The sequence below is a fragment of the Sinorhizobium glycinis genome, assembly GCF_001651865.1.
GTDB lineage: Bacteria > Pseudomonadota > Alphaproteobacteria > Rhizobiales > Rhizobiaceae > Sinorhizobium > Sinorhizobium glycinis.
Genome location: NZ_LPUX01000051.1, coordinates 1 through 10,379 on the forward strand (window position 1 = coordinate 1; position 10,379 = coordinate 10,379).

Annotated in this window: 22 protein-coding genes; all 22 read left to right on the forward strand. The window is 60.6% G+C overall.

Annotation, left to right across the window (positions count from 1 at the left end):
- The coding region (locus AU381_RS04590) for an EF-Tu C-terminal domain-related protein (protein ID WP_244520021.1) at positions 1–429 on the forward strand (429 nt) is incomplete at both ends.
- A gap of 148 nt (positions 430–577) precedes the next feature.
- The gene (gene rpsJ / locus AU381_RS04595; protein WP_003507767.1) at positions 578–886 is read left to right on the forward strand and encodes a 30S ribosomal protein S10; all 309 of its coding nucleotides are present in this window, start codon (positions 578–580) and stop codon (positions 884–886) included.
- 124 nt (positions 887–1,010) lie between these two features.
- Positions 1,011–1,697 (forward strand): 50S ribosomal protein L3, encoded by a 687-nt coding sequence (gene rplC, locus AU381_RS04600; RefSeq protein ID WP_064240641.1) that lies wholly within the window; start codon positions 1,011–1,013, stop codon positions 1,695–1,697.
- Positions 1,698–1,709: 12 nt separating this feature from the next.
- On the forward strand, positions 1,710–2,330 hold the full coding sequence (gene rplD / locus AU381_RS04605) for a 50S ribosomal protein L4 (RefSeq protein ID WP_037383029.1): 621 nt from the start codon (positions 1,710–1,712) through the stop codon (positions 2,328–2,330).
- Entirely contained in the window at positions 2,327–2,620 is a 294-nt protein-coding gene (locus AU381_RS04610) for a 50S ribosomal protein L23 (RefSeq protein WP_012707756.1), read from the forward strand. Before rplD ends, AU381_RS04610 begins: the two co-directional genes overlap by 4 nt.
- 43 nt (positions 2,621–2,663) lie before the next feature.
- Complete coding sequence (rplB, locus tag AU381_RS04615; RefSeq protein ID WP_064240642.1) at positions 2,664–3,500, forward strand: 50S ribosomal protein L2; 837 nt, start codon at positions 2,664–2,666, stop codon at positions 3,498–3,500.
- Positions 3,501–3,515: 15 nt separating this feature from the next.
- The gene (rpsS, locus tag AU381_RS04620; protein WP_018239488.1) at positions 3,516–3,794 is read left to right on the forward strand and encodes a 30S ribosomal protein S19; all 279 of its coding nucleotides are present in this window, start codon (positions 3,516–3,518) and stop codon (positions 3,792–3,794) included.
- A gap of 2 nt (positions 3,795–3,796) precedes the next feature.
- Entirely contained in the window at positions 3,797–4,186 is a 390-nt protein-coding gene (gene rplV, locus AU381_RS04625; RefSeq protein WP_012707758.1) for a 50S ribosomal protein L22, read from the forward strand.
- Entirely contained in the window at positions 4,186–4,899 is a 714-nt protein-coding gene (gene rpsC, locus AU381_RS04630) for a 30S ribosomal protein S3 (protein ID WP_012707759.1), read from the forward strand. The genes rplV and rpsC overlap by 1 nt, the downstream gene beginning before the upstream one ends.
- A 38-nt stretch (positions 4,900–4,937) precedes the next feature.
- Positions 4,938–5,351, forward strand: coding sequence for a 50S ribosomal protein L16 (gene rplP, locus AU381_RS04635; RefSeq protein WP_003536531.1), 414 nt, complete (start codon positions 4,938–4,940; stop codon positions 5,349–5,351).
- A gap of 12 nt (positions 5,352–5,363) precedes the next feature.
- On the forward strand, positions 5,364–5,564 hold the full coding sequence (rpmC, locus tag AU381_RS04640) for a 50S ribosomal protein L29 (RefSeq protein WP_011975176.1): 201 nt from the start codon (positions 5,364–5,366) through the stop codon (positions 5,562–5,564).
- Positions 5,565–5,576: 12 nt separating this feature from the next.
- Entirely contained in the window at positions 5,577–5,813 is a 237-nt protein-coding gene (gene rpsQ / locus AU381_RS04645) for a 30S ribosomal protein S17 (RefSeq protein ID WP_064240643.1), read from the forward strand.
- A 178-nt stretch (positions 5,814–5,991) separates the two neighbouring features.
- A complete protein-coding gene (rplN, locus tag AU381_RS04650; protein ID WP_012707761.1) occupies positions 5,992–6,360 on the forward strand; it encodes a 50S ribosomal protein L14 in 369 nt (122 codons plus the stop codon).
- A gap of 14 nt (positions 6,361–6,374) precedes the next feature.
- Entirely contained in the window at positions 6,375–6,686 is a 312-nt protein-coding gene (rplX, locus tag AU381_RS04655) for a 50S ribosomal protein L24 (protein WP_064240644.1), read from the forward strand.
- Positions 6,679–7,236: a 50S ribosomal protein L5 gene (rplE, locus tag AU381_RS04660; protein ID WP_064240645.1), complete on the forward strand. Its 558-nt coding sequence runs from the start codon at positions 6,679–6,681 to the stop codon at positions 7,234–7,236. Before rplX ends, rplE begins: the two co-directional genes overlap by 8 nt.
- A gap of 34 nt (positions 7,237–7,270) precedes the next feature.
- A complete protein-coding gene (rpsN, locus tag AU381_RS04665) occupies positions 7,271–7,576 on the forward strand; it encodes a 30S ribosomal protein S14 (protein ID WP_026617384.1) in 306 nt (101 codons plus the stop codon).
- Between the two features lie 12 nt (positions 7,577–7,588).
- Positions 7,589–7,987 (forward strand): 30S ribosomal protein S8, encoded by a 399-nt coding sequence (rpsH, locus tag AU381_RS04670; RefSeq protein WP_064240646.1) that lies wholly within the window; start codon positions 7,589–7,591, stop codon positions 7,985–7,987.
- Positions 7,988–8,027: 40 nt separating this feature from the next.
- Positions 8,028–8,561, forward strand: a complete 534-nt coding sequence (rplF, locus tag AU381_RS04675) for a 50S ribosomal protein L6 (RefSeq protein ID WP_064240647.1) — start codon at positions 8,028–8,030, stop codon at positions 8,559–8,561.
- 12 nt (positions 8,562–8,573) lie between these two features.
- Positions 8,574–8,936, forward strand: a complete 363-nt coding sequence (gene rplR, locus AU381_RS04680; RefSeq protein WP_064240648.1) for a 50S ribosomal protein L18 — start codon at positions 8,574–8,576, stop codon at positions 8,934–8,936.
- A gap of 126 nt (positions 8,937–9,062) precedes the next feature.
- A complete protein-coding gene (gene rpsE / locus AU381_RS04685) occupies positions 9,063–9,632 on the forward strand; it encodes a 30S ribosomal protein S5 (protein WP_012707768.1) in 570 nt (189 codons plus the stop codon).
- A gap of 12 nt (positions 9,633–9,644) precedes the next feature.
- Positions 9,645–9,848, forward strand: coding sequence for a 50S ribosomal protein L30 (gene rpmD / locus AU381_RS04690; RefSeq protein ID WP_003536508.1), 204 nt, complete (start codon positions 9,645–9,647; stop codon positions 9,846–9,848).
- 13 nt (positions 9,849–9,861) lie between these two features.
- Complete coding sequence (gene rplO / locus AU381_RS04695) at positions 9,862–10,335, forward strand: 50S ribosomal protein L15 (protein WP_064240649.1); 474 nt, start codon at positions 9,862–9,864, stop codon at positions 10,333–10,335.
- The last annotated feature ends 44 nt before the right edge of the window (positions 10,336–10,379 follow it).

Consider the following 10,379-nt stretch of genomic DNA (forward strand, 5'->3'; position numbering starts at 1 on the left):
CGAGCGCGGCATCGTCAAGGTCGGTGAGGAAATCGAGATCGTCGGCATCCGTCCGACGACGAAGACGACCTGCACGGGCGTTGAAATGTTCCGCAAGCTGCTCGACCAGGGCCAGGCCGGCGACAACATCGGCGCGCTGCTGCGCGGTGTCGACCGCAACGGCGTCGAGCGCGGCCAGGTTCTGTGCAAGCCGGGTTCGGTCAAGCCGCACCGCAAGTTCAAGGCCGAAGCCTACATCCTGACGAAGGAAGAAGGCGGCCGTCATACGCCGTTCTTCACCAACTACCGTCCGCAGTTCTACTTCCGCACGACGGACGTGACCGGCATCGTGACGCTGCCGGAAGGCACGGAAATGGTGATGCCGGGCGACAACGTGACGGTCGACGTCGAGCTGATCGTGCCGATCGCCATGGAAGAGAAGCTGCGCTTNCAAGAAAACGGCTTGAGCCGTTTCGGCAGGGACATGGTCGCCCATGTCCCTGCGATTTTTGAAAGAAGCGGCTAAGCGAAACGAATTCAGAAGTTTGAGTGTGTGCCGTTGAAAGGCGCACTGGAAACACGAGCAAGGACAAGTCGAATGAACGGCCAGAATATCCGCATCCGCCTCAAGGCGTTTGATCACCGGATCCTCGATGCCTCCACGCGCGAAATCGTGTCGACGGCCAAGCGCACCGGTGCGAGTGTGCGCGGGCCCGTGCCGCTTCCGACCCGGATTGAAAAATTCACGGTCAACCGGTCGCCCCACGTCGACAAGAAGAGCCGCGAACAGTTCGAGATGCGCACGCACAAGCGTCTTCTCGATATCGTCGATCCGACCCCGCAGACGGTTGACGCGCTGATGAAGCTCGATCTGGCTGCCGGCGTCGACGTCGAGATCAAGCTCTAGGAATCCCGGCGCAAGCCGAAATAACAAGGAAGGTACGTGGAGTTTCTCCAACGGCTTCCAGGAACAGGAAACCGGAAGGTGCGAATGCACCGGACGGGAACCCTTCAACAAGAGGCGTGAACCGATGCGTTCAGGTGTGATTGCACAGAAAGTGGGAATGACCCGCGTCTACAACGACGCCGGCGAGCATATCCCGGTAACAGTATTGCGGCTGGAGAACTGCCAGGTAGTGGCCCACCGCACGGAAGAAAAGAACGGTTATACCGCGGTTCAGCTGGGTGCCGGCCGTTCCAAGGTGAAGAACACGACGAAGGCTCTGCGCGGTCATTTTGCCGCTGCGAGCGTCGAGCCGAAGGCGAAGCTCGTCGAGTTCCGCGTCACCGCCGACAACCTGATCGACATCGGCGCCGAACTGACGGCAGGCCATTTCGTCGCAGGTCAGCTGGTGGACGTCACCGGCACCACGATCGGTAAGGGTTTTGCCGGCGCCATCAAGCGCCATAACTTCGGCGGTCTGCGCGCCACGCACGGTGTATCGGTATCGCACCGCTCGCATGGTTCGACTGGTTCCAACCAGGATCCGGGCCGCGTCTGGAAGGGCAAGCGCATGGCTGGTCACATGGGCCAGACCCGCGTCACCACGCAGAACCTGGAAGTCGTATCGACCGACGAAGATCGCGGCCTGATCCTGGTCAAGGGTGCCGTTCCCGGCTCCAAGGGCGCATGGATCGTCGTTCGCGACGCAATCAAGTCGGGCACTCCGGAAGGCGCACCGCGCCCCGCCGCCGTGCGCGCCGCAGCATCGAAGTAAGGGAGCCGAATAATGGATCTCACCGTCAAAACCCTCGAGGGCAAGGACGCGGGAAAGGTTTCCCTTTCTGACGCCATTTTCGGCCTCGAACCCCGTGAAGACATCATCGCCCGCGTCGTCCGTTGGCAGCTCGCCAAGCGCCAGCAGGGCACGCACAAGGCCAAGGGCCGCGCGGAAGTCGCCCGCACCGGCGCCAAGATGTACAAGCAGAAGGGTACGGGCCGCGCCCGCCACCACTCCGCTCGTGCTCCGCAGTTTCGCGGCGGTGGCAAGGCCCATGGCCCCGTCGTCCGCAGCCATGAACATGACCTGCCGAAGAAGGTTCGCGCGCTCGGCCTGCGCCACGCGCTGTCGGCCAAGCTGAAGGCTGAAGAGATCATCGTCCTCGACGATCTCGTCGCCAACGAAGCAAAGACGAAGGCGCTCGCCGGCGCATTCGCCTCGCTCGGCCTCACCAACGCTCTGATCATCGGCGGCGCCGAGATCGAGAACAACTTCAAGCTCGCAGCCCAGAACATCCCGAACGTGGACGTTCTGCCGGTCCAGGGCATCAACGTTTACGACATTCTGCGCCGTGGCAAGCTCGTGCTTTCCAAGGCTGCCGTGGAAGCTCTGGAGGAGCGGTTCAAATGACGGATCTTCGCCACTACGACGTGATCGTGTCTCCCTCGATCACCGAAAAGTCGACGCTGGTTTCCGAACAGAACCAGGTCGTCTTCAACGTCGCCAAGGGCGCTTCGAAGCCTGAGATCAAGGCTGCAGTCGAAGCCCTGTTCGGCGTCAAGGTCACGGCCGTGAACACGCTCGTCCGCAAGGGCAAGCTGAAGCGTTTCCGCGGTTTTGCCGGAAAGCAGAAGGACGTCAAGAAGGCGATCATCACGCTCGCCGAAGGTCAGTCCATCGACGTCTCGACCGGTCTCTAACGGATAGGCCCATTAGGGTAAAAACCCAAAAGGGAACAAGAAAATGGCATTGAAAAGTTTCAATCCGACGACGCCGAGCCAGCGTCAACTGGTCATCGTGGACCGGGCCGGCCTCTACAAGGGCAAGCCGGTCAAGGCGCTGACCGAGGGCCTGTCCTCCAAGGGCGGCCGCAACAACCTGGGCCGCATCACCGTCCGCTTCCAGGGCGGCGGGCATAAGCGGTCCTACCGTCTGGTCGACTTCAAGCGTCGCAAGTTCGACGTCGAGGGCACGGTCGAGCGTCTGGAATACGACCCGAACCGCACCGCCTTCATCGCGCTCGTCAACTATACCGATGGCGAACAGGCCTATATCCTGGCTCCGCAGCGTCTTGCCGCCGGTGACAAGGTTATCGCGTCGGACAAGGCTGTCGACGTCAAGCCGGGCAACACCATGCCGCTGCAGTTCATCCCGGTCGGCTCCATCATCCACAACGTGGAGATGAAGCCGGGCAAGGGTGGCCAGATCGCCCGCTCCGCCGGAACCTATGCGCAGCTCGTCGGTCGCGACCAGGGCATGGCGATCCTGCGTTTGAACTCGGGCGAACAGCGCCTGGTGCACGGCTCTTGCCTTGCATCGATCGGTGCTGTATCGAACCCCGATCACGGCAACATCAATGACGGTAAGGCTGGCCGTTCGCGTTGGCGCGGCAAGCGCCCGCACGTACGCGGTGTCGTCATGAACCCGGTCGACCATCCGCACGGCGGTGGTGAAGGCCGTACCTCGGGTGGTCGTCACCCGGTTACCCCGTGGGGCAAGCCCACGAAGGGCAAGCGTACGCGCTCCAACAAGTCGACCGACAAGTTCATCATGCGCTCGCGTCACCAGAAGAAGAAGTAAGAGAGGAAGTCTCGAATGACTCGTTCAGTATGGAAAGGTCCGTTCGTTGACGGTTATCTTCTCAAGAAGGCTGAGAAGGTCCGCGAAGGCGGTCGTAACGAAGTGATCAAGATTTGGAGCCGCCGCTCCACGATCCTTCCGCAGTTTGTCGGCCTCACCTTCGGCGTCTACAACGGCAGCAAGCACGTCCCGGTCAGCGTCAACGAAGACATGGTCGGACACAAGTTTGGCGAATTCTCTCCGACCCGGACCTACTATGGTCATGGCGCGGACAAGAAGGCAAAGAGGAAGTAACAATGGGCAAGGCAAAAGCCGAACGCCGGCTGAAGGATAATGAGGCGCAGGCAATTGCGCGCACGATCCGCGTCAGCCCCCAGAAGCTCAACCTCGTTGCCGCGCTGATCCGCGGCAAGAAGGTCGATCGCGCTCTGGCCGAACTCGAGTTCTCCCGCAAGCGCATTGCAGGCACCGTCAAGAAGACGCTTGAATCTGCAATCGCAAATGCCGAGAACAACCACGACCTCGACGTTGATTCGCTCATCGTCGCGGAAGCTTACGTTGGCAAGTCGATCGTGATGAAGCGCTTCCACGCCCGTGGTCGCGGCCGTGCATCGCGCGTCGAAAAGCCGTTCTCGCACTTGACGATCGTTGTTCGTGAAGTGGAAGCCAAAGGGGAGGCCGCATAATGGGCCAGAAGATTAATCCGATCGGTTTCCGTCTCGGCATCAACCGGACCTGGGACAGCCGTTGGTTCGCGGACAACGCCGAATACGGCCAGCTGTTGCACGAAGACCTGAAGATCCGCGCCTATCTGATGGAAGAGCTGAAGGCCGCCGGTATCGCCAAGGTGGTCATCGAGCGTCCGCACAAGAAGTGCCGCGTGACGATCCACTCAGCTCGTCCGGGTCTGATCATCGGCAAGAAGGGCGCCGACATCGAAAAGCTGCGCAAGAAGCTTTCCGAAATGACCAACTCGGAAACGCACCTCAACATCGTTGAAGTGCGTAAGCCGGAAGTCGACGCAACCCTCGTTGCCCAGTCGATCGCCCAGCAGCTCGAGCGCCGCGTGGCTTTCCGCCGTGCGATGAAGCGCGCCGTTCAGTCGGCGATGCGCCTCGGCGCCGAAGGCATCAAGATCACCTGCGCCGGCCGTCTCGGTGGCGCGGAAATTGCCCGTACGGAATGGTATCGCGAAGGCCGCGTTCCGCTGCACACGCTGCGTGCGGACATCGACTACGGCACGGCCGAAGCCGAAACCGCTTTCGGCATCTGCGGCGTCAAAGTCTGGATCTTCAAGGGCGAAATCCTTGAGCACGATCCGATGGCTTCCGAGCGCCGCGCGACCGAGAGTGACAACCAGGGCGGTGGCGGTCGCGACCGTCGTCGTGAAAACGCGTAACATTCGCGCGTGGCAGCCAATATCGGAGAAGTAAAAAAATGTTGCAGCCAAAGCGTACGAAGTATCGCAAGCAGTTCAAGGGCCGCATCAAGGGCGTCGCCAAGGGCGGTTCTGATCTCGCCTTCGGCGAATTCGGCCTGAAGGCTCAGGAACCGAACCGCGTCAATGCGCGCGAGATCGAAGCGGCCCGCCGTGCGATCACCCGCCACATGAAGCGCGCGGGCCGCGTCTGGATCCGCGTGTTCCCGGACGTTCCGGTCACCGCCAAGCCGACCGAAGTCCGCATGGGTAAGGGTAAGGGCTCGGTCGAGTATTGGGCATGCAAGGTCAAGCCCGGCCGTATGATGTTCGAGATCGATGGTGTCAACGAAGAACTCGCCCGTGAGGCACTTCGTCTTGGCGCTGCCAAGCTCTCTGTCAAGACGCGCTTCGTGCAGCGTATCGCAGAGTAAGGAGTGAAGCTCATGAAAGCCGCAGATGTTCGCGCTCTGAGCGCCGACCAACTCAAGGAAGAGCTCGCCAAGCTGAAGAAGGAGCAGTTCAACCTGCGCTTCCAGAAGGCTACCGGCCAGCTCGAAAAGTCTTCGCGTATCGACGAAGTCCGCAAGGACATCGCACGCATCAAAACCATTGCCCGCCAGAAGGCGGCAGAAGCCAAGGCCTAAGGACCAGAATAAATGCCGAAACGCGTTCTGCAGGGCACCGTCGTCAGCGACAAGAACGACAAGACCGTCGTCGTCAAGGTCGAGCGCCGCTTTGCGCACCCGATCCTCCAGAAGACCGTCCGTCGTTCCAAGAAGTACAAGGCTCACGACGAGAACAACCAGTACAAGGTCGGTGATGTCGTTTCCATTGAGGAATGCGCACCGATCTCCAAGGACAAGCGCTGGACGGTGGTTGCCGCCCAGGCTTGATTTATGCAGGTTTTGCCCTCCGGACCCTTGCGTCTTGGGCAAATATCTGTATGAAGCACGCAATTAAAGCTGGGGAACGCTCGAGTCCGGGCGTTCTTTTGCTTTGAGATGAGCACAATAAGCCGGGCGAGGGGGTTTCGACCCAACCGGCCTGGTAACAACAAGAAGGCGACCTGACATGATTCAGATGCAAACAAACCTCGACGTGGCGGATAATTCCGGCGCACGTCGTGTCATGTGCATCAAGGTGCTGGGCGGCTCCAAGCGCAAGTATGCGTCGATCGGCGACATCATTGTCGTTTCGATCAAGGAAGCCATTCCGCGCGGCCGCGTGAAGAAGGGTGATGTCATGAAGGCCGTTGTCGTTCGCACCGCGAAGGACATCCGCCGTCCGGATGGCAGCGTCATCCGTTTCGACACCAACGCAGCCGTTCTTATCGATAACAAGAAAGAGCCGATCGGCACCCGTATCTTCGGACCGGTTCCGCGCGAACTTCGCGCCAAGAACCATATGAAGATCATCTCGCTGGCTCCGGAAGTACTCTAAGGGAGCGTTGAGAGATGCAGAAGATTCGCAAGGGCGACAAGGTCGTCGTACTCACCGGTAAGGACAAGGGCCGCACCGGCGAAGTCATCCAGGTCATGCCGAAGGAAGACCGGGCTGTGGTGCGTGGCGTCAACGTGGTGAAGCGTCACCAGCGCCAGACCCAGAACCAGGAAGCCGGCATTATCAGCAAGGAAGCCCCGATCCACCTTTCGAACATCGCGATCGCCGATCCGAAGGACGGCAAGCCGACCCGCGTTGGCTTCAAGATCGAAGGTGAAAAGAAGGTCCGCGTGGCCAAGCGTTCGGGAGAAGTGATCGATGGCTAAGACCGCTTATGAGCCGCGGCTCAAGAAGGAATATGTAGAGCGCATCCGCAAGGCGATGCAGGAGAAGTTCTCCTACGCCAACGAAATGCAGATCCCGCGCCTCGACAAGATCGTCATCAACATGGGTGTTGGCGAAGCGACCGGCGATTCCAAGAAGCCGACCGTTGCTGCTGCCGACCTCGCAGCGATTGCCGGCCAGAAGCCGGTGATCACCCGCGCTCGCAACTCCATCGCTGGCTTCAAGGTCCGCGAAGGCATGCCGATTGGTGCCAAGGTTACCCTGCGCGGCGTTCGGATGTATGAGTTCCTGGATCGTCTCGTGAACATCGCTCTGCCGCGTGTTCGCGACTTCCGCGGCCTCAATCCGAAGTCCTTCGATGGTCGTGGCAATTTCGCCATGGGCATCAAGGAGCACATTGTGTTCCCTGAGATCAACTACGACAAGGTTGATCAGATGTGGGGCATGGACATCATCGTTTGCACGACGGCAACTAACGACGACGAAGCGCGCGCTCTGCTTGCAGAGTTCAACTTCCCGTTCCGTCAGTAATCCGTAACGACAAGCGTAAAGAAGGATAGCTGTTATGGCGAAAACGAGCGCAGTTGAAAAGAACAAGCGCCGCCGCAAACTGGTTGCCGGACAAGCCGCTAAGCGTGCGGCCCTCAAGGCAATCATCATGAACCAGTCTTTGCCGATCGAAGAGCGGTTCAAGGCCACCCTCAAGCTGGCCGAACTGCCGCGGGATGGGTCCAAGACTCGCATCCGCAACCGTTGCGAAGTGACCGGCCGTCCGCGCGCCTACTATCGCAAGCTTCGCATGTCGCGTATCGCGCTTCGCGAACTGGGCAATCTCGGCAAGGTGCCGGGCGTCGTCAAGTCGAGCTGGTAAGGAGACGGGTACATGGCAATGACTGATCCTTTGGGCGATATGCTCACCCGTATCCGCAACGGTGCTGCTCGCCGCAAGTCCAGCGTTTCGACGCCGGCTTCCAAGCTGCGCGCACGCGTTCTGGATGTCCTTCAGGCCGAAGGCTACATCCGCGGATATTCTGAAGTCGAATTCGGCAACGGCAAGTCCGAGCTGAACATCGAACTGAAATACTACGAAGGCGCTTCCGTGATCCGTGAGATCTCGCGCGTCTCCAAGCCGGGCCGCCGGGTTTATGTCTCGGTCAAGTCCATTCCGCAGGTCGCGAACGGCCTCGGCATCACCATCCTTTCGACCCCGAAGGGCGTGATGGCCGATCACCAGGCACGCGAACAGAATGTTGGTGGCGAGCTTCTTTGCTCGGTCTTCTAAGGCCGGGCAGGATCTCCATGGCGAACAGACAGGTATAAAAATGTCTCGTATCGGTAAGAAGCCCGTTCAAGTTCCGGCAGGCGTCACGGCTAACGTCGATGGCCAGAAGGTAACGGCAAAGGGCCCGAAGGGCGAACTGTTCTTCGTAGCAAACGACGAAGTATCGGTGAAGCTCGAGAACAATGCGGTTGTCGTTCAGCCGCTCAATGAAACCAAGGATGCTCGTGCAAAGTGGGGCATGTCCCGCACGATGATCGAGAACATCTTCAAGGGCGTCAAGGACGGCTACGAGCGCAAGCTCGAAATCAACGGCGTCGGCTATCGTGCGTCCATGCAGGGCAAGAACCTGCAGCTGGCGCTCGGCTTCAGCCATGACGTCGTCTACCAGACGCCGGAAGGCATCACGATCGCTGTGCCGAAGCCGACGGAAATCGTCGTTTCGGGCATCAACAAGCAGCAGGTCGGCCAGGTTGCCGCGGAAATCCGCGAATACCGCGGCCCCGAGCCCTACAAGGGCAAGGGCGTCAAGTATGCCGGAGAGCGGATCGTCCGCAAAGAAGGCAAGAAGAAGTAAGGATCACGCGAAATGGCTAGCAGGAAAGATACTCTTGTGCGTCGCGCCAGCCGCGTGCGCCGTCAAATCAAGGCGGTCGCCAATGGCCGCCCGCGCCTGTCGGTTCATCGCTCGTCGAAGAACATCTATGCGCAGATCATCGATGACGTTGCCGGCAAGACGATCGCCGCTGCCTCGACTCTTGAGGCGGATCTCAAGTCTTCGCTGAAGACCGGCGCCGACACGGCAGCAGCCGCTGCCGTCGGCAAGCTCCTCGCCGAGCGCGCTTCCAAGGCAGGCGTCAAGGACGTCGTCTTCGATCGCGGCGCCTTCATCTACCACGGCCGCGTCAAGGCGCTCGCCGAGGCAGCCCGCGAAGGCGGCCTGAACTTCTAAGGTTCACCGCCCGGGCAGAGATGTCCGGGCGGATTCCGCCTCGCATTACCCCGGTCGCTTCGGCTTGTACGAGGCGACTTTCGTCAATCTGCCGATTGCACCCGGAAAAGAAAAAGGAAGAGGACAATGGCACAAGAAAGAAGAGGTTCTCGCGAAGATCGCCAGAACCGTGAAGAGCGCGACAGCGAATTTGTCGATAAGCTCGTCGCAATCAACCGCGTCGCCAAGGTGGTGAAGGGCGGTCGTCGTTTCGGTTTCGCCGCTCTCGTCGTCGTCGGCGACCAGAAGGGCCGCGTCGGCTTTGGTCATGGCAAGGCGCGCGAAGTGCCGGAAGCCATCCGCAAGGCAACCGAAGCCGCCAAGCGCGACCTGATCTTCGTGCCGCTGCGCGGCGGCCGCACGCTGCATCACGACGTCAACGGCCGTCACGGCGCCGGCAAGGTGCTGCTGCGCTCGGCCAAGGCCGGTACCGGTATCATCGCCGGCGGTCCGATGCGCGCCGTCTTTGAGACGCTCGGCGTTCACGACGTCGTCGCCAAGTCGACCGGTTCGTCGAACCCCTACAACATGGTTCGCGCCACTTTCGACGCGCTGAAGAACCAGATGCACCCGAAGGACATCGCGGCACAGCGCGGCATGAAGTACGCCACGCTCCAGGCCCGTCGCGTTGCCGCCGGCGCTGCTTCCGAAGAATAAGGGAGCTGACAGATGGCTAAGAAAGAAGTTGCCAAGAAGACGGTTACCGTCGAGCAGATTGGTAGCCCCATCCGCCGTCCGGCCGTACAGCGTCAGACGCTTGTCGGTCTGGGCCTCAACAAGATGCACCGGGTTCGCACGCTGGAGGACACTCCGGCCGTTCGCGGCATGATCCGGGCCGTCCAGCACCTCGTTCGCGTCGTCGACGAGAAGTGAGGGGGATCGAGATATGAAACTGAATGAAATCAAGGACAACGAGGGCGCAACCAAGAGCCGCAAGCGTCTTGGCCGCGGTATCGGCTCCGGCTCCGGCAAAACCGCCGGTCGCGGCGTGAAGGGTCAGAAGGCTCGTTCGGGCGTCGCGATCAACGGCTTCGAAGGCGGCCAGATGCCCATCTACCGCCGCCTGCCGAAGCGTGGCTTCAACAACATCTTCGCTTCGGAGTTCGTTGTCGTGTCGCTCGGCCGTATTCAGACGGCAATCGATGCCAAGAAGCTCGACGCTTCCCAGACCATCGATGCGGCTGCCCTGAAGGCCGCCGGCGTCATCCGCCGCGAGAAGGACGGTGTCCGCGTCCTCGCTGACGGCGAATTGAAGGCGAAGATCTCGCTCGAAGTCGCCGGCGCTTCCAAGCCGGCCGTCGAGAAGATCGAAAAGGCCGGCGGCTCGGTGAAGCTGCTCGCAGCCGCCGCTGCGGAATAATATGACTGATGAACCGCCCGGGGTGCTTCACGCCGGGCGGTTTT

What these genes read in the sequence shown, in the direction of transcription:
- rpsJ (WP_003507767.1), top strand. Translation starts at nt 578, where the DNA reads ATGAACGGCCAGAATATCCGCATCCGCCTCAAGGCGTTTGATCACCGG.
- rplC (WP_064240641.1), top strand. Translation starts at nt 1,011, where the DNA reads ATGCGTTCAGGTGTGATTGCACAGAAAGTGGGAATGACCCGCGTCTAC.
- rplD (WP_037383029.1), top strand. Translation starts at nt 1,710, where the DNA reads ATGGATCTCACCGTCAAAACCCTCGAGGGCAAGGACGCGGGAAAGGTT.
- AU381_RS04610 (WP_012707756.1), top strand. Translation starts at nt 2,327, where the DNA reads ATGACGGATCTTCGCCACTACGACGTGATCGTGTCTCCCTCGATCACC.
- rplB (WP_064240642.1), top strand. Translation starts at nt 2,664, where the DNA reads ATGGCATTGAAAAGTTTCAATCCGACGACGCCGAGCCAGCGTCAACTG.
- rpsS (WP_018239488.1), top strand. Translation starts at nt 3,516, where the DNA reads ATGACTCGTTCAGTATGGAAAGGTCCGTTCGTTGACGGTTATCTTCTC.
- rplV (WP_012707758.1), top strand. Translation starts at nt 3,797, where the DNA reads ATGGGCAAGGCAAAAGCCGAACGCCGGCTGAAGGATAATGAGGCGCAG.
- rpsC (WP_012707759.1), top strand. Translation starts at nt 4,186, where the DNA reads ATGGGCCAGAAGATTAATCCGATCGGTTTCCGTCTCGGCATCAACCGG.
- rplP (WP_003536531.1), top strand. Translation starts at nt 4,938, where the DNA reads ATGTTGCAGCCAAAGCGTACGAAGTATCGCAAGCAGTTCAAGGGCCGC.
- rpmC (WP_011975176.1), top strand. Translation starts at nt 5,364, where the DNA reads ATGAAAGCCGCAGATGTTCGCGCTCTGAGCGCCGACCAACTCAAGGAA.
- rpsQ (WP_064240643.1), top strand. Translation starts at nt 5,577, where the DNA reads ATGCCGAAACGCGTTCTGCAGGGCACCGTCGTCAGCGACAAGAACGAC.
- rplN (WP_012707761.1), top strand. Translation starts at nt 5,992, where the DNA reads ATGATTCAGATGCAAACAAACCTCGACGTGGCGGATAATTCCGGCGCA.
- rplX (WP_064240644.1), top strand. Translation starts at nt 6,375, where the DNA reads ATGCAGAAGATTCGCAAGGGCGACAAGGTCGTCGTACTCACCGGTAAG.
- rplE (WP_064240645.1), top strand. Translation starts at nt 6,679, where the DNA reads ATGGCTAAGACCGCTTATGAGCCGCGGCTCAAGAAGGAATATGTAGAG.
- rpsN (WP_026617384.1), top strand. Translation starts at nt 7,271, where the DNA reads ATGGCGAAAACGAGCGCAGTTGAAAAGAACAAGCGCCGCCGCAAACTG.
- rpsH (WP_064240646.1), top strand. Translation starts at nt 7,589, where the DNA reads ATGGCAATGACTGATCCTTTGGGCGATATGCTCACCCGTATCCGCAAC.
- rplF (WP_064240647.1), top strand. Translation starts at nt 8,028, where the DNA reads ATGTCTCGTATCGGTAAGAAGCCCGTTCAAGTTCCGGCAGGCGTCACG.
- rplR (WP_064240648.1), top strand. Translation starts at nt 8,574, where the DNA reads ATGGCTAGCAGGAAAGATACTCTTGTGCGTCGCGCCAGCCGCGTGCGC.
- rpsE (WP_012707768.1), top strand. Translation starts at nt 9,063, where the DNA reads ATGGCACAAGAAAGAAGAGGTTCTCGCGAAGATCGCCAGAACCGTGAA.
- rpmD (WP_003536508.1), top strand. Translation starts at nt 9,645, where the DNA reads ATGGCTAAGAAAGAAGTTGCCAAGAAGACGGTTACCGTCGAGCAGATT.
- rplO (WP_064240649.1), top strand. Translation starts at nt 9,862, where the DNA reads ATGAAACTGAATGAAATCAAGGACAACGAGGGCGCAACCAAGAGCCGC.